This is a genomic window from Aureimonas fodinaquatilis (genome assembly GCF_008369445.1).
Taxonomy (GTDB): Bacteria; Pseudomonadota; Alphaproteobacteria; order Rhizobiales; family Rhizobiaceae; genus Aureimonas; species Aureimonas fodinaquatilis.
In genome coordinates this window covers 705160-722242 of sequence record NZ_VTWH01000001.1, presented here as the reverse complement: position 1 = coordinate 722242, position 17083 = coordinate 705160, and the positions used below count along the sequence as shown (strand labels likewise).

Sequence of the window (17083 nt, the reverse complement as noted above, 5' to 3'; positions counted from 1 at the left end):
CAATCTGAAAGTGGCGCACGTGTCCGGCTCCTCTTCCCACCCTCTGCCATTGTATTTGCTGGATGTCGGCGCACCGCTGGCAGAGCTTGCAGCGCATGATGGCAATGGCGTTCTGGCAATCATCACTGCGGTGGATGGCCCATCCTATCGCCCGGTCGGCGCCATGATGGCATTTCTGGCCAATGGCCAGCAGGTGGGCAGTCTTTCATCTGGCTGTGTGGAGGCGGATCTGGCCCTCCATGCCAAAAAGGCTTTGAAGAGCGGGAACCCGGTTACATTGCGCTATGGCAAGGGCTCGCCATTTTTTGACATCGTTCTGCCCTGCGGTGGCGGGCTGGAAATTCTGCTTGTGCCGCGCCCGTCGCTGCCCAGGTTGCAGCAGGCGCACAACCTTCACGAAACACGGCAAAGTTTCGCGCTGGCCTTTAACGTCATAACCGGCCTTAGTCATATTGCGATGGAGCGCCAGACTGGCTTTCATGACGGATTGTTTCACGTGCGCATCGTTCCGGAAACGCGGTTTCTGATCTTTGGCAAAGGCACAGAAGCGCTCATCTTCGCCGGGCTGCTGCACGCTGCACATTACAGCGCCGTGCTGATGTCGCATGACGCGGAAACGCTGCTCGGCGCGCAGAACATCGGCTTGCGCATCCAGCGCATTCACGAATCCGGTTTTCCGGAATTTATTACCGTTGACCAACACACCGCCGCCGCCCTGTTTTACCATGAGCATGAGCGGGAAATTCCCGTATTGGAGCAATTGCTGTGCACAAACGCCTTTTACATTGGCGCGCAAGGCAGCCTGCAGGCACGTGAAACCCGGCTCCGCGAGCTGGTGCGGCGCGGTGTCAGCCCGGTGGAGCTTGCGCGGTTGCACGGGCCGATCGGTCTTGTTCGCTCCGCCCGGGATCCGCGCACATTGGCGGTTTCAGTCCTGGCCGAAATTCTGGAAAAAATGCAGAAAATCGGCGAAACACCGCCAACCAGCCTGCTTCCCAGCAAGGATATTGGCCGCTATCGCGATGCTGCGGCCAGTGAGGCCTGACTGATGCGCACCGCAGCCATATTACTGGCAGCAGGCACTTCCACCCGCTTTGGCCCGGACAACAAACTGCTGGCAGAGTTTCGCGGCCTGCCATTGTGCGTGCATGCGGCCCGCGCTATGGCTGCAGTGGCAGCAAACTGGCACATTGCCACCATTGCCGATCCACAAGTTGGCGCAGTTTTGAGCGCATGTGGTTTTGAAATTCTGACCGTGCCACCCGAAACTCAGCAATCAGGCAGCATGTCCTGCGCAGTTTCCCACGCGCAGAAACTGGGCGCGGAGCGGATTATCATTGCTCTGGCCGACATGCCTTTTGTCAGCGCGGCCAATCTTGCCGCCGTTTTATCTGCTTGTGATGATGCCCCGGCAGCGGCCAGCAACGGCCAGACTGTGATGCCGCCGGTGGCGTTTTCGCAAGCTCATTTCCCTGCCTTGTGCGCAATGACCGGAGACAAGGGCGCACGCAAATATCTTGCCGGACTGGACACTGTGCATAAGGTTATTCTACCGGCCAGCGCACTGCCCGACATTGATACGCGGGACCAGCTGGAAGCCTGCAACACAAGGGCCGATCCCGGTGGTCTTGCGATCACTTGAACGGGCAATGCCCCAGACTACACCGCGCGCAAATGGCGAATTGGTTTGCCCGGCGTCATGGCCTGTGCAGCGGCGGCAATTCCGGCAGCATCAATGCCATAATGGCGGTACAGATCGGCAATCCTGCCGGTCTGGCCAAAATGCTCCACACCCAATGCGCGGGTGCGGTGGCCATGCACAGCGCCCAGCCAGCCCAGCGTTGCCGGGTGGCCATCCACCACGCTAACAATGGCGCAGTGTGGCGGTATGTCAGCCAGCAATTGTTCAACATGGCTGCTTGCAGCGCCTGAACCCGTCTGGCGTGCGCGCTGCGCCGCAGTCCAGCCACCATGCAGCCTGTCCGCAGACGTCACCGCAAGCAAACCAACATCGCGGCGGTCTTCACCCATCATTCCCACGGCTTCGATAGCCTCCGGCGCAACGGCCCCGCTATAGGCAACAATCACCTGCGCATTCGGACCCGGTTTGCGCATCCAGTAGCCGCCACCAACAATGTCGTTCTGCAATTCCGGTGTCATGATGCGCTTTGGCTGCTCGATCACCCGAGTGGAAAGCCGCAAATAGACCGAGCCACCTTTTTCCTCGCCATCACCATCGCGCTGCATATGGTCGAAGCCCCAGCGCATCATCGTTGCCAGCTCATCAACAAAGGCCGGCTCAAAACTGGCCAGCCCATCTTGCGCCATGCCGATCAATGGCGTGGCAATGGACTGGTGCGCTCCGCCCTCCGGTGCCAGCGTTACCCCGGAAGGCGTTGCCACGAGCATGAAACGCGCATCCTGGTAACAGGCATAGTTCAGCGCATCCAGGCCGCGCTTGATGAAAGGGTCATACAGGGTGCCAACCGGCAGAAGCCTTTCGCCAAAAATCGAATGGGACAGGCCCAGCGCCGACAGCATGATGAACAGGTTCATTTCGGCAATGCCCAGTTCCATATGCTGGCCGTTTGGAGAAAATGCCCAATTGTATGTGGAAGGCACCCTCTCTGCCCGGAACAGATCAGCCATTGCTTCCTTGGCAAACAATCCTCGCCGGTTGACCCATGCGCCCAGATTGGTCGAAACAGTCACATCGGGCGAGGTTGTCACCACCCTGCTGGCAAAGGGCGTATCCGACTTGGCAATTTCATGCATGACAAGGCCAAAACCCTGCTGTGTGGACATCGTGGCCTGTGCCGAAAAATCCAGTTGCTCCGGCACAGTAATTGCCGGGGCTTCATAGCGCCGCGGGCCGCGCTGGATGAATGGCACAGATTGCAGAAATGCCTGGGCCGCCTGCGGAGCGATCGCCAGACCCTCAAAGGGCTCCCACTCATGACCGGGCCGCACCGCCATTCTCTGCTGCAAGGTTTCAAGCTGTGCGCCGGTCATCAGCCCGGCGTGATTGTCCTTGTGTCCGGCCAGCGGCAGGCCAAAACCCTTGATCGTATAGGCAATGAAGCAGACGGGCCGTTCATGGGTCCGGGCCTGTTCAAAAGCGTCCAGCATGGAAGCCAGATCATGGCCACCCAGATTGTTCATCAGTGCCGACAATTCATCGTCACTGCGTCTTTCCAAAAGCTGTGACACCGCACCCTGATCGCCCAGATCTTCCTGAAGCCGCTTGCGCCAGGCTGCTCCGCCCTGATAGGTCAGCGCAGAGTAAAGCTGGTTCGGGCAGGCATCAATCCACTCTCGCAATCGTTCGCCACCCGGCTCGGCAAATGCGGCCTGCTGCAACTGGCCATATTTCAGCACCACAACATCCCAGCCAAAGTTGCGGAACATGGTCTCGAAACGCGACCACAACCCTTCGCGCACATTGGCATCCAGACTTTGCCGGTTGTAGTCCACCACCCACCAGGTGTTTTTCAGCCCGTGTTTCCAGCCTTCCAGCAGGGCCTCAAAGATGTTGCCCTCATCCATTTCAGCATCGCCAACCAGCGCCACCATGCGCCCATTTGGCTGGTTTTTCGACCAGCCTTTCGCGCCGACATAGTCCTGCACCAGCGCTGAAAACAGCGTCTGGGCAACGCCCAGCCCAACCGATCCGGTGGAAAAATCCACATCGTCCGTGTCTTTGGTGCGAGAGGGATAGGACTGCGCGCCGCCAAAGGCCCTAAAACTCTGCAATTTGGCCAGCGGCTGGTTGCCCAGCAAATACTGGATAGCGTGGAAAACCGGGCTGGCATGCGGCTTGACTGCAATGCGGTCCTCCGGCCGCAAAGCGTGGAAATACAGCGCGGTCATGATGGTGACCATCGAGGCTGAAGAGGCCTGATGCCCACCGACCTTGAGGCCGTCTTCATTGGACCGCAGGTGGTTGGCATTGTGAATCATCCATGTCGCCAGCCACAGAACCTTGCGTTCCAGCTCTGTCAGGATTTTCAGGTCGCTCATTCAACTCTCCCCATTTGCTGCGTTATTATAAAACTCAACACAGGACGAAAGCGACCAAACTTGCCTTCTCAAAATGGAAATATTGGCTATAACAACCAATGATTGAGCATTGGATGAGAAATCGTGCCAAATAACAACCTAGACCTGATAGACCGAAAAATTCTGCGTGCCTTGCAAGCCAATGGCAAGATTGTCATTGGCGAACTGGCGGAAAAGGTTGGCTTGTCGCCCTCGCCTTGCGCACGCCGCGTCCGCCTGCTGGAGCAGGCTGGAATCGTAAAGGGCTACACCGCCATTGTGGATCAGAAGAAAGTAGGGCTGCCGATCAGCGCTTTTGCCTCCATCAAACTGGAGCGTCAGCGAGAGGAAGACCTCGACCGTTTTGCCGAGGCTGTTGCACGCTGGCCCGAGGTGGTGGATTGCTACCTCATGACTGGCCAGCGCGATTATCTGATGCGCATCGTTTCTGCCGATCTGGAAGCGTATGAGCGTTTCCTGAAAGACAAATTGACCCGACTGGACAATGTTGCGTCGATTGAAACCAGCTTTGCACTGGGTCAGGTCAAGCGCTCGGAGGCCCTGCCGATCGGCTAGGCTCCGGCGCGAAGATAGGTCGCCGTATCATCCAGCGCGCGGCCGAACCGTGCGAGCATATCCGCCACATCGCTTTGCGTGATGATCAATGGCGGGCAGAAGGCAATCGTATCGCCAATGGCGCGAATGATCAGCCCATGCTCATGGCCCCGCTCGAACAGATAGCGGCCAGCCTTGCCCACCGGATCAAACGGCGTCTTGCCGGCTTTGTCGGAAACAAGCTCGATAGCGCCAATAAGCCCTGCGCCGCGAACTTCGCCAACCAGCGGATGGTCGGCATAGCTTGCAAGGCCCTTTTGCAGGATTTCCCCCATGGCAGCAGCATTCGCCACCAGGCCACGCTCTTCAATAATGTCCAGATTGGCCAGTGCCACTGCCGTTGCGACTGGGTGACCACTGGTGGTGAAGCCATGGCCGAACATGCCGATGCGCGCGCTGTTGGCCGCCACACCCTCAAACAGCTCATCACTGATCAACACCGCTGCGAGCGGCTGATAGGAGGAGGTCAATTGCTTCGACACGACCATAATATCGGGGTCGATGCCGTAATAATCCGAGCCGAAGGTGCGGCCAAGGCGGCCAAATCCGGTGATAACCTCATCCGCCACCAGCATGATGCCATATTTGCGGCACACAGCCTGCATCTTCTGCCAGTAGGTTGCGGGCGGAGGCACAACGCCGCCGGCAGCCATCAGAGGCTCGCCGATGAAACCGGCAATCGTCTCCGGCCCTTCCGCCAGCACCAGCGCCTCAAACTCATCTGCCAGACGCTTGGCAAAGGCTTCTTCGGTTTCGCCTTCCCTGCCCTCGCGGTAGAAATGCGGACATGTCAGGTGACGAACACCGGCAATTGGCAGGTCAAAATCCTGCTGGTTCACCGGCAGGCCTGTCAGGCTGCCCGATGCCACGGTGATGCCGTGATAGGCGCGTCTGCGCGAGATGATTTTCTTGCGCTCCGGCCGCCCCATGGCATTGTTGTAATACCAGAGCAGCTTGACCACCGTATCATTGGCTTCCGAGCCGGAATTGGTGAAAAACACCTTGGACAGGCGTGCGGGCGACATGGCCACCAGCCGCTCGGCAAGCCGGATGGAGGGCTCGTTCGATTTGTGAGTGAACGTGTGGTAATAGGGCAGCGCATTGAGCTGCCGGGTCGCTGCCTCCACAAGCCGCGGCTCGCTGAAGCCAACGGCAACACTCCACAGCCCGGCCATGGCTTCAATGTAGTCCTTGCCGGTGTCATCATAAACGCGAATGCCCTCTCCGCGTTCAATGACGATCGGCCCGACCTCCTGATGCCGAACAGCATTGGTATAGGGGTGCAGAATGTTGGCAATATCCTGCCCATGCAGCGAATTCGGTATCTGGCTCATCATCGCCCTCCCCTTAACTGTATTAAAACCGGCCTGCGATTTTCTGCGTTGCGCGCCCGTCGTCGGCTTTGCGCGACAGGACCTCATCCGTATGCTCGCCCAGAAGCGGCGCAGGGCGGCGCACGGACCCTGGTGTTTCGGAGAGCTTGATGGGCACGCCCAGCGTGCGCGTGGCACCGGCAATCGGATGCTGCACATCCACCACCATTTCCCGGTGGCGCGCATGGTCATGGAACAATGCCTTGTCGGTCGTTTGAATAACGCCGCATGGCACGCCCGCCTCGTGCAACTGCTCCAGCCAATACTCTGCCGGCTTTTTAACAAGCGCCTCTTCAATCAGCGGCACCAGTTCATCAATATTGGCCACCCGCTCATGGTTTGAGGCAAAGCGCGCATCTGCCAAAAGATCTGGCCGCTCCAGAATGTCACAGAATTTCAGCCAGAAATTCTGCTGGGCCACGCCAATCGTCACATGATCAGTGCCGGTGCGGAAAATCTGATAAGGCGCAACACCGCGATGCTTCTGGCCAAGACGGGATGGTGCCTCGCCGGTGGCAAACACGCCCGCCGCTTCGTAAAGCTGCAATGACAGGCCTGCCTCAAAAAGCGAGGTTTCAACCTTCTGGCCCTTTCCGGTGATTGCGCGCGCCTGCAACGCAGTCAGCACGCCCACTGTCAGATACAGGCCAGCCGCAATGTCACAGACCGGAATCGGCATGCGATGAGGCCCTTCCTTTTCCGGACCCGTCAGCGCCATCAGGCCGGTGAAGCCCTGCAGGACAAGATCGAACCCGCCCTTGGTTGCAAACTCGCCGGTGCGGCCATAGCCGGAAATGGACGCATAAATAAGACGGGGATTGCGCTTTTTCAGCGTTTCATAATCGAGCCCCAGCCTGTCCATTGCACCGGTGCGGAAATTCTCAATCAACACATCCGCTTCATCAACCAGCTTGAGCAGTTGCTCGCGGTCTTCCTCGGCCTTCAGGTCCAGCGCAACCGAACGCTTGTTGCGGTTCCACAGCATGAATGGCGCACTTTCACCATTGATAAAGGGCGGCTCGGTGCGGTTTTCATCACCCGTGCCAGGACGTTCAATCTTGACAACATCCGCCCCCTGATCCGCCAGCATCATTGCGCAGTATGGTCCTGCGATGAAGCTTGCCAGTTCGAGCACTTTAATCCCTGAAAGAGCCTGCACCATGCCAATTCTCCGGTTTCGGTCGATAGAATTTTGTATACACTCGACAAAATTGGCTGTAAACCCGATTGTGTACAAATTACCCCAGGAAAGGCGTCTTATGTCGAAAGCCCCGATAACCACAGGCGACACCCGCATCAGTTGCGTGATCGACGAGATTGGCGTGGCACTGGTGACGATTGAACGGCCCGAAAAGCGCAATGCCATGGCCTTGTCCATGTGGACGGCACTGCGCGATATATTTCTGGATCTGGGGCAGCGAAGCGACCTGCGCTGCATAATTTTGACCGGCAAAGGCGACCATTTCTGCGCCGGGGCCGACATTTCCGAGTTTGACAAGGTGCGGGCAGATTCCGCTGCCGGGCTGAAATATGACCGGATCAATGATGAAACAACGCTGGCCATAAGGGACTGCCCCAAGCCGGTGATCGCTGCTGTTTCCGGGTTCACCGTTGGTGGTGGGCTGGGGCTTGCCCTTGCGTGTGATTTTCGTGTGGCCCATTCCAGTCTGCGCGCCGGCATTCCCGCGGGGCGGCTGGGGCTGGTTTACAGCGTGCTGGATTGCAGCCTGCTGGTGGAACGACTGGGCCTGACCGCAGCCAAGGAAGTGCTGTTGACGGGTGCCATTGTTGATCTGGATAATGCCCGCAGACTGGGCCTGACCGACCGTGTCACGGAGGGCAATGTGGTTGAAGCTGCACACGAGCTGGCCGCAGAAATTGCGCGCAATGCCCCGCTTTCACTGGCAGGCAACAAGGCCATTCTGAACGCGCTGGCAAATGGCACGGCCAAAGATCGCGCTGGCGAACTGGAAAATCTGATTGCCCGCGCTTTTGACAGCGATGATTACCGTGAGGGTCAGCGAGCATTTGCAGAGCGCCGCCCAGCCGTATTCTGTGGAAGATAATTCTACATTCAGTCGACAATCGACGAAAATTTCGGTTCCTGCCAGTGCAATTAACTGTATTATGGCAGGACCATTTCCCCAGTGACAAGTGTGACTCTTGCTAAAGCATAGTGAAGTAAGCGACAAAAAAGCTCGGCCCTCGATGAAGCGCGGGTCGGCGCCCGCGCAGTCTCTGAAACTGCCCAATGTTCTTGGCGCGGAATTGTCGGCCATCATCGAGCGGCGGATTGTCTATCTGGAAATTCCACCGGGCGCGCATCTGACCGAGCAGGAAGTGTGCGACGAATTTGAAATCAGCCGATCACCCGTGCGCGAGGCATTTCGTGAGCTGGAGGCCAGCGGCCTTGTTGTGCGTCATGCCCGGCGCGGCGTCCGCGTAACGCCGATGACTGAACAGCATCTGCAGGAAATCTATTTTTGCCGCATCCCTCTGGAGGGCATGGCGGCAGCAGAAGCTGCCAAGCTTGCCACGGAAGAAGATCTTGAGCGTTTTCAGGACTTTCTGAAACATATGACCGCGGCCATGGCTGCCAAGGATTCAAAGACCTTCTTTGATCACAACGTTGCCTTCATCACGCATATTCACTCAATAACCGGAAACCGGATTCTCACCGACATTCTGCAGATTATTGAAAAGCAGGCCCTGCGTTACAGGTATTTTGCCCATATCACGAGCCATTTGATGCTGGAGCTGTCCCAGAACGGCCTCAGCGAAGTGTATGACGGCATCAGTTCCCGCCGGCCTGGACAGGCAAAGCAGACCACAATGCGCATCATGCGCGACGCGCAACATCTGATTGCCGCGGCACTGAGAGAAAATGAAATCGTGTAAGGGTGAGGGTTTAACATGGGCAACCACATGCTCGACGCTATCCGCGCAAATGCGCGTCCGGATGCCCTGTTTCTGAAAACGGCGGGTTCAGAGCGTTGGACATATGGTGAGATGCTGGAAGCATCGGGCCGCATGGCCCGTGCACTGGTTGCGCTTTCTGTGAAACCCGGTGACAGGGTAGCGGTTCAGGCAGAAAAAAGTCCACAAGCATTGATGTTGTATATTGCCTGCCTGCGCGCCGGGGCCATCTATCTGCCGCTGAACACGGCCTACACATTGGTGGAACTGGACTATTTCATCTCCGACGCAGAGCCACGGCTGGTGATCGTGTCAACTGCAGCGGAGGCGGGCGTTGCAAAACTTGCCTCGCAATATGGCGCGCATGTTGAAACGCTGAATGGCGATGGCTCCGGCTCATTTGCCGACCTGGCTGCCAGTCAGTCAGCGGAATTTACCGACATTGAGCGTGGACCGGACGATCTGGCGGCAATTCTTTATACGTCCGGCACAACGGGCCGCTCCAAGGGGGCCATGCTGACGCATGACAACCTTTTGTCCAATGCCCTGACCTTGTGTGATTACTGGCAATTCACGTCTGAAGATCGGCTGATTCATGCCTTGCCGATTTTTCACACGCACGGGCTTTTTGTCGCCACCAACGTTGTGCTGCTGTCCGGCGCATCGATGATTCTTCTGCCAAAGTTTGATGCGGATGAAGTGTTGCATCTGATGTCGCAGGCCACGGCGCTGATGGGTGTGCCAACATTTTATGTCCGGCTTGCCCAACACCCCGGCCTGACGCCAGAGGCGGCGAGCGGCATGCGTCTGTTCATTTCCGGCTCGGCGCCGCTTCTGGCCGAAACGCATGAATTGTTCAAAGCGCGCAGCGGCCATGCGATTCTTGAGCGCTATGGCATGACCGAAACCAATATGAGCGTTTCAAACCCATATGAGGGCGAGCGGATTGCCGGCACAGTCGGCTTTCCTCTGCCCGGCGTTGAATTGCGCATTGTTGACCAGACGACATCTGACCTGATCGCCAATGATGGCATCGGCATGATCGAGGTTCGCGGCCCCAATGTCTTCAAGGGGTATTGGCGCATGCCCGAGAAAACCAGGGCCGAATTTCGTGAGGATGGCTTTTTCATAACCGGCGATCTGGGCAAGGTTGATTCGCGTGGCTATGTGCACATTGTTGGGCGCGGCAAGGATCTGATTATTTCCGGTGGTTTCAACGTCTACCCCAAGGAGGTTGAATCGGAAATCGACCTGTTTGACGAGGTTGATGAAAGTGCGGTCATCGGGGTTTCGCATCCAGACTTCGGCGAAGGCGTAACCGCCATTGTGGTTTTGAAAAACGGCGCGCACCTAAATGAAACCGAAGTTCTTGCAAGACTGAGCGAAAGGCTGGCACGCTATAAGCAGCCAAAAGCGATCATTTTTGTCGATGAACTGCCCAGGAACACCATGGGCAAGGTGCAAAAAAACACTCTGCGCGATCGCTATGCAGACCTGTTCAAAGTTTCAGCATAGCTGAACAAAAACACCAGAAGATTCATGCACTTTTGCGCGGCGGACCCTCTGCGGCGCAGGCAGCCGCACGCCTGACTGCTGGCCACATCAACGCCAGTTCACACGTGCTTGCCGCGCTTGGGCTGCTGCACAAATGTGCATGGCAAGAACATGTCATTGCCCATCCATAAATAAGTCGATTGTTTTTCGTATTTTGTACACAAAAGCGATTGACGGAGCCGTGATCTGCTCATAGTCTCGTTTGAAGAGCTCGAATTGACAGCCGCCGCCCTGCCAAAAGGGTGCCAGAGCAACGCTGCGCAAACACACGCAAAACGTGTTGTGCCCGGAATTGCGAATATGAAAAGCAAGAGAATTTTCGCCAGATCAAACTATGCGAAATGGCTCTATGACTGAGGGTGAGACATGCTCGAAAGAATGGAAATGATGAAGCCGGTCGGCAATATTCTCGACCAGTGCCTGGCTTTGAAAAAGGGGGAGCAGCTTCTCGTTCTCGCCGATACTGACAATCTGCGCATCGGGCAACTGTTCATGCTTGCCGGTCAGGACCGCGGTGCCGAAACCATGATGCTGACTTATAAGCCGCGCAAGCGCCACGGTGAGGAATTGCCGCCGGTCATCGCCGCCGCCATGAAGGCCGCGGACGCCATCGTTGCGCCAACGACCTTTTCGGTCAACCATACAGATGCGCGCAAAGCCGCCAGCAATGCTGGTGCAAGATTGATTTTCTTCCCCGGCTGCAAAGAGGAAATGTTCCTTGATGGCAGCCTGGACATCGATTTCGCCAAGCAGGCGGAAGTGATTGCCCGGCTTTCCAAAGTGCTGGAAGACGGCAAATCCGTACGTGTGCGCAGCAATGACGGGCGCACGGACCTGCGGTTTGAAATTGCCGGTCGCCACGCAGTTCCGCAGAACGGCATCTGCCATGAGCCGGGCACAATCTCTCCCCCTCCCTGCATTGAAACCGCCGTTGCACCGGTGGAATGGACCACTGAAGGTACAGCTGTGATTGATGGCGCCATTGTGCCGGGCGGCGAGGTGCTGGAGCCGGTTGAAATCCGCTTTGAAAAAGGGCGCATTGTTCACATTGATGCTTCGGGCAAGGACGGCAAATACATGGCCGATCTGCTCAAATCCTATAATGACGAAAACATCTACGCCCATGTTGAGCTGGGCTTCGGCCTGAACCCGAACGCCCGCATTGGCCGCGGGATCGAGCTTGAGGATGAAGGCGAGTTTGGCACAATCCATCTCGGCATCGGCAACGGCATCACCTTCGGCAGCCCTATTCGGGCATCGGGTCACATCGACCTTGTTATCCGCCATCCGATTGTAGAGGTGGATGGCCAGCTTGTTCTTAAGGACCGTGAAGTTCTGATCTAACCTGATCAAGAGCCGTTCGCGCGGCACCTCACACAGAATGCGCATCTTTCTTCGCCGATCGATATTCTTAAAGGAACCCTCGATGAGCAGCCCAAGCAGACGCGACATACTAAAGGGAGCCGCCGCCACAGGTGCTCTCGTTTTCACACTCAGCCCCGGCAAAGGTTGGGCGCAGGCCTGGCCACGACGCCCGATCACCCTGGTGATTCAATATGCTGAAGGCGGTGGAACCGACACCATCATGCGCGCCATAGCGCGCAGCCTTGCCACCCAGCTGGATGTCAGCATTCGTGCTGTCAACCAGCCGGGCGCTGGCGGCGCACTTGCAACAGAGTCAGTTGCCGGAAGACCTGCCGACGGGCACTGGCTGCTTGGCGGTGCAGAATACAACAAGTTCTTCCGCGTGTTGGGTTATGCCAAGCGCGCGCCGTGGGAAGAATGGCAGTTCATGAAGGTTGGTCGTTCAGCACCATCCTGGAGCGTTCAGCCCGGCTCGCGCTTCAAAACCATCAATGATGTGCTGGAAGCCGGTCGGGAAAACCCGGGCACGATCCGTATTTCCAATGCCGGTATTGGCACAATCTGGCATGAAGCAACGCTTGTTGCGCTGGAATATGGCACTGGCGCCTCTTTCGTTCACGTGCCTTACGATGGCGGTGCACCTGCAGCGCTTGCAGTTTTGCAGAACGAGGCAGAAGTAGTGGCCAGTGGTGTGCATGAGCAGGTTGAATTCCTGCGCACCGACAAGCTGCGCAATCTGGCAGCTTATGTGCCCGAGCCACTGCAGATCGACGGCGTCGCAGAACCCCTGCAATCAGTCATTGAAGCAATCCCGTCCGCCGGCCAGATCGGCATGATCCAGGGCGTGTATCAGATTGCCATCAACCGGGAAGCACCGCCGGAAATTCTGCAGGTGCTGAATGATGCCGTACGTGAGGCAGTGAGCGATCCTGCCTATGCGCAGGTTCTTCACGGCCGGGTCATGTTCCCCGAATTTGTTGGCGGTGCGGATGCCGACCGCGAAGCGGCGCTGTTCGAGTCTGTCACATCCTGGCTTTACTTCGAAAACGACATGCAGGGACTTGTCGCTTCTCCTGAAGAGCTTGGCATTCCAAAGCCGGAGGATTTTGCCGAGTACTGGCCGCCGGAAGGCTACAAACCGGCATTCTGACCTTGCTAAAGGCAATGAAAGGAGAGTTTTCGCGTGAGCGCGAAAACTCTCTACCGATATCCCATAATAATTAAGAGATAAGCGATGATCGGAACACGTTTCTGGAACGATACGCGGCTTATCCCCGCATTCATAACAATGGCGATTGGTGGCTGGTTGTGCTGGCAAGGCTTTCAGATGCCAAGGCCCCACGGCTGGTCCAGTTCTCCTGGATTGTTTCCGGTGATCATTGGCTCGGGCCTGATCATCATGGCCTTTCTTCTGCTGCTGGAACGCCAGCGCCTGATCCGTCAGGCCGCCGTAGAGCACAGGGCTCGGCAGGAACGTGACGAGCAGTCTCTCCTGCGTGAGCGTATGGAAGAAGTCCTGCACGAACCGGCAATGACGCGTCAGGACAAGATCCGCACCGCTGCCATTGCCGTACTGATCGGCATTTACGCCGTTTCCCTGAACTTCATGATTTTCGAGGTCGCGACCTTTCTGTTTCTCGTGGCTGCAATGCTGGCCTTTGGCGAGCGCTCCGTGCCGCGCATTGTGCTCGCTTCCGCCGGCACCGTGGTCGTGATCGCGGTTGTCTTCATCTACGTTCTTGAAACGCTGTTGCCCGGCAATGGCAGCCTTGTTGAGAACTTCATTTATGGCTGAGCCCCGAAGCCACGCGGGAACGGAGTAAGCAAATGTACAGCTTTTTCGAGGCCTTTTACTGGAGCCCTATTCTGCTCTCCTGTATAGGCGCGGCCGCCGGAATTATCTGGGGGGCATTGCCCGGCCTGTCAATGACAATGGGCATGGCTCTTCTGGCCCAGTTTTCCTACTCCATGGATGTGGTAGGAGCCTGCGCGTTTCTGATGGGCGTTTACACCGGAGCGTCTTTCGGCGGCACGGTCAGCGCAGTTCTTATCAACATTCCCGGAACGCCGGATTCTGTGCCGGTGCAGTTGGCCGGTTATCCACTGACCAAGCAGGGCCGCGGTGGCGAGGCTATGGCAACGGCCATCCTCTCCTCGTTCATCGGCAACTGGTTCGGCATTCTTGTGCTGATGGCGCTTGCGCCCGTCATGGTTGCCTTTGCGCTGCATTTCGGTGCCTGGGAGCAGTTTCTCCTTGCGCTGTGGGGCATTCTCATTGCCGGCACCATATCCGGCGAAGGGGACTCGGCGGTCAAAGGCTGGATATCGGGGTGGATAGGGCTTGCTATTGCCATGGTGGGGCTGGAACCCATCCTGGCCTATCCGCGGCTGGTGTTTGACTATCCAAGCCTGCGCGGCGGCATCGAGTTCATTCCCGCACTGATCGGCCTGTTCGGCATTGCCGAGGTCATGCGCATGGCGGCCAGCCCAACCGCCACAGCATCAAAGGTCGTCATGGGCCGCGTGCGCCCGCGTGTTGACCTGTTGATCAAATACATCCGGTCGGCAATCCGATCCAGCGCGGTCGGCACCTTCATTGGTGTGGTGCCCGGCGGTGGTGCGCCCATGGCCAACTTCCTGTCATACGAACTTGGGCAACGTGCCTCCGGCAAAGACTTTTCCAAGGGCAGTATGGAAGGCGTTATCTGCTGCCAGACATCCGACAATGCGGTCATTGGCGGCTCGCTGCTGCCGGCCATGTCGCTGGGCATTCCCAGTTCTGCGGCCATTGCCGTGTTCATGGCAGCTCTGGCCTATCAGGGCGTTATCATCGGCCCGGCGATCGAGCAGAGCCAGCCCGGCTTTCTGTACTTCCTGTATGGCACGCTGATCGTCGCAAACTTTGCCATGTACATTCTGGCTTTTGTGTTTCTGAAGCCAAGCATGCGCATCCTGTCGATATCGCCATCCATCCTGATGCCGATTGTTTCCGTATTGTGCATCGTCGGCGCATTCGCTTTGCAGCTCTCGATTTTTGATGTCTATGTGGCGTTGGTTTTCGGTCTGGTTGGCTATGTGCTGCACAAATGCGGTTTCCCGCTTGCACCAATGATTTTCGCAATGATCCTCGGTCAACTGGCAGACGAAAACCTGCGCAAAGCCTTCATCATCTTCCAGGGTGATACGGTACTGGGCGTGCTGTTGCGCCCGGTCAGCGCGGTCATTCTGATCGTCATTCTTCTGACACTGGTCTATGGCATCCGCCGGTCGTTTTTCAGCAAAAGCCCTGCCTGACCGGGTCGGATAGCGGACAGTCAAAGTGGCTCTGCGTAGAAAAACGTGGAGCCACTTCAGTCATTGCCGAATTGTCCTGCTGGCAGAAAATATCGATTTTGCCAGCGGGTGGAGGCTCTAGTTCAGAGCCTCCACGGCTTCCTGGAGAAATGTCTTGTATCTGTTTTCTTCACCGTAAAACGGGCGCTTGCCAAGCTCCATGACCTCGCCCCCGGCCGTCGCGAGGCGGTGATAATAGGCAACAATCCACACCTCCTTGAACAGTCTGTCGATCAGTCGCTTTTCATCCACCGGTGTCAGTGGCCCGTCGGCAATGTTCATCGACCTGCGCACCTCATTCAGCAGCACCCGCTCTTCGGTCAGCGGCATTTGCTTGCCGCTGAGCGAAATATCCTCATCCGGATAAAGAAAGCGCAGGGTGCGGAAATAAATGAACGGGCTGACAGCCGGGTCCATCTTCGGCGGCAGAGAAAACACCGTGTCGTAGTTTTCCGGGTTCGGGTAAAGGCGTGTCACCGTCTTGTCCCGCAAATCCTTTGCGATGCTGAACTGGCCGCTTTTCCAACTGCCCAGATAATGAATTTGCTTGCCGCGTTTTTTAAGCTGGCGAAATGTTGCGTCGCGCGGGGCATTTCCGGCCCCCGGCATCGGCTCCATACACACAATGCCCTTCAATTCGTTGACAATTGCATCAACCTTGCAGGCCGCCCACATACTTGCGCCCGCGTCGCTGAAGCAGGAAAGAACCAGTTGCCCAACCTTCACTTTTTCCCGGCGCGCCTTGCCCAGCACCCAGCTGTTGCTTTCCAGCACGGAAATGATGGTGCGATATAAGGTCGGAAGCGCGGCCTTTGTGGCAATGCCGCTGCCTATGGTGTGGGTGCGTTGCGGGATCATCAGCAATTGGGTTTTCGTCCCCTCGCCGAAAGCCTTGCTGAAACCCATGGACGAATTGAAAATGTTCACTTCCGGTTTTTCGGGCGTGCCACCCACGAGCCGGAAAACATTGCGCTGCATTTCCGGGCCGGTCAGCGGGCGCGGCGCGGGCTGTTGTGATGTCACATCCTGTTTTGAAAGGTGAACAGCGCGCGCTTCGTCGGTTGGCACCGCCAGGTAGCCGGAAAGCACACCGCCATCGAACACATCCACCTTCGCCCGGTTCGGTATCAACTGAAGCTTGTACGAGCGCTTGCCGCTTGCATAATCCATGTCGAAGAAATAGCGCTCCCGGTCCCGATAGGGCTGCAGCTCGGCATGATCGGCGGGGGAATAGAAAACGTGCGGCGAAATCTCAGCCGACGCTTCAAGGCTTTTCGGGCAGACTATGTACCAGATCATCGGAGTTTCGGCGAGTGAAGCAACAACTCTCAATCGCGTGCGATGGTCGATATATTCTGCAAGCCAGGCGTAATGCCCGTTGATATGTTGCTGTGCCAGCCGGGCCCTCAGCCAATAAGCCGTGACGTCCAGCATCAGCACGTTGACCTGCATCAGCTTTGTTGCCGGGTTAAAGGTGATGAGCGGATGCAGCCCGGCAATCAAATGCCGGTTGGAGTGACTTTCCTGCATTTTGTGCAGCTCAAACTGCTCCCAGGCAAACGGAATGATGGTGAAGCCAACCCCACCCGCCTTGGGCGCAACCTGCATCAACTGGCGCACGTGCAGACATGGCCGCGAAGCTGGGGAATCCGAACTGGCCGGGGTTTCAATCACCACATCAATGGTCAACTGACCATTGGTCAGTGCCGGCAAAGTAACATCGGTGGCAATGTCGGCGGATCGGGTTATTTCCCTTAGAACGCCATTGACCTGGCCGGTCAGCACGATCTTGCGATTTCGCAACAGGAAATGCCCGGCAATCGAGTTCTTGTGGAGCGGAGAAAACAGCTCGATACGCAGATCCATTGCAAATCCCCTGAATCGTTTCA

General features: G+C 57.1%; 14 protein-coding genes. 10 read left to right on the top strand and 4 right to left on the bottom strand.

What is annotated here, in order from left to right:
• The first annotated feature begins 10 nt into the window (after positions 1-10).
• Positions 11-1045, top strand: a complete 1035-nt coding sequence (locus FPY71_RS03465; RefSeq protein ID WP_149297662.1) for an XdhC family protein — start codon at positions 11-13, stop codon at positions 1043-1045.
• A gap of 3 nt (positions 1046-1048) precedes the next feature.
• The gene (locus FPY71_RS03460; RefSeq protein ID WP_149297660.1) at positions 1049-1642 is read left to right on the top strand and encodes a nucleotidyltransferase family protein; all 594 of its coding nucleotides are present in this window, start codon (positions 1049-1051) and stop codon (positions 1640-1642) included.
• A gap of 17 nt (positions 1643-1659) precedes the next feature.
• On the opposite strand, the gene FPY71_RS03455 is transcribed toward FPY71_RS03460, so the two are convergent.
• On the bottom strand, positions 1660-4020 hold the full coding sequence (locus FPY71_RS03455) for a 1-deoxy-D-xylulose-5-phosphate synthase N-terminal domain-containing protein (protein ID WP_149297658.1): 2361 nt from the start codon (positions 4018-4020) through the stop codon (positions 1660-1662).
• Between the two features lie 123 nt (positions 4021-4143).
• On the opposite strand from FPY71_RS03455, the gene FPY71_RS03450 reads away from it, so the two are divergent.
• On the top strand, positions 4144-4614 hold the full coding sequence (locus tag FPY71_RS03450) for an Lrp/AsnC family transcriptional regulator (protein ID WP_149297656.1): 471 nt from the start codon (positions 4144-4146) through the stop codon (positions 4612-4614).
• Here FPY71_RS03450 and FPY71_RS03445 read toward each other — a convergent pair.
• Both FPY71_RS03445 and FPY71_RS03440 read right to left on the bottom strand, forming a co-directional pair.
• Positions 4611-5987, bottom strand: a complete 1377-nt coding sequence (locus tag FPY71_RS03445; RefSeq protein WP_149297655.1) for an aspartate aminotransferase family protein — start codon at positions 5985-5987, stop codon at positions 4611-4613. The genes FPY71_RS03450 and FPY71_RS03445 overlap by 4 nt on opposite strands.
• A 22-nt stretch (positions 5988-6009) precedes the next feature.
• Entirely contained in the window at positions 6010-7188 is a 1179-nt protein-coding gene (locus FPY71_RS03440; protein WP_149297653.1) for a CaiB/BaiF CoA transferase family protein, read from the bottom strand.
• 97 nt (positions 7189-7285) lie between these two features.
• Here FPY71_RS03440 and FPY71_RS03435 point away from each other — a divergent pair, with 97 nt between their 5' ends.
• The 7 genes from FPY71_RS03435 to FPY71_RS03405 all read left to right on the top strand — a co-directional run bounded on the left by FPY71_RS03435 (position 7286) and on the right by FPY71_RS03405 (position 15155).
• Positions 7286-8092: an enoyl-CoA hydratase-related protein gene (locus FPY71_RS03435; protein ID WP_188052188.1), complete on the top strand. Its 807-nt coding sequence runs from the start codon at positions 7286-7288 to the stop codon at positions 8090-8092.
• 142 nt (positions 8093-8234) lie between these two features.
• Positions 8235-8924, top strand: a complete 690-nt coding sequence (locus FPY71_RS03430; protein ID WP_149297649.1) for a GntR family transcriptional regulator — start codon at positions 8235-8237, stop codon at positions 8922-8924.
• 15 nt (positions 8925-8939) lie between these two features.
• Entirely contained in the window at positions 8940-10457 is a 1518-nt protein-coding gene (locus tag FPY71_RS03425) for a malonate--CoA ligase (RefSeq protein WP_149297647.1), read from the top strand.
• Positions 10458-10862: 405 nt separating this feature from the next.
• Positions 10863-11840 (top strand): aminopeptidase, encoded by a 978-nt coding sequence (locus FPY71_RS03420; RefSeq protein ID WP_149297645.1) that lies wholly within the window; start codon positions 10863-10865, stop codon positions 11838-11840.
• 82 nt (positions 11841-11922) lie between these two features.
• Positions 11923-13011, top strand: a complete 1089-nt coding sequence (locus tag FPY71_RS03415) for a Bug family tripartite tricarboxylate transporter substrate binding protein (RefSeq protein ID WP_188052187.1) — start codon at positions 11923-11925, stop codon at positions 13009-13011.
• Between the two features lie 84 nt (positions 13012-13095).
• On the top strand, positions 13096-13656 hold the full coding sequence (locus FPY71_RS03410; RefSeq protein WP_149297641.1) for a tripartite tricarboxylate transporter TctB family protein: 561 nt from the start codon (positions 13096-13098) through the stop codon (positions 13654-13656).
• Positions 13657-13688: 32 nt separating this feature from the next.
• Positions 13689-15155, top strand: coding sequence for a tripartite tricarboxylate transporter permease (locus FPY71_RS03405; RefSeq protein ID WP_149297639.1), 1467 nt, complete (start codon positions 13689-13691; stop codon positions 15153-15155).
• 117 nt (positions 15156-15272) lie between these two features.
• Here the strand turns inward: FPY71_RS03405 and FPY71_RS03400 are convergent, their stop codons facing one another.
• A complete protein-coding gene (locus FPY71_RS03400) occupies positions 15273-17060 on the bottom strand; it encodes a hypothetical protein (RefSeq protein WP_149297637.1) in 1788 nt (595 codons plus the stop codon).
• Positions 17061-17083 lie beyond the last annotated feature (23 nt).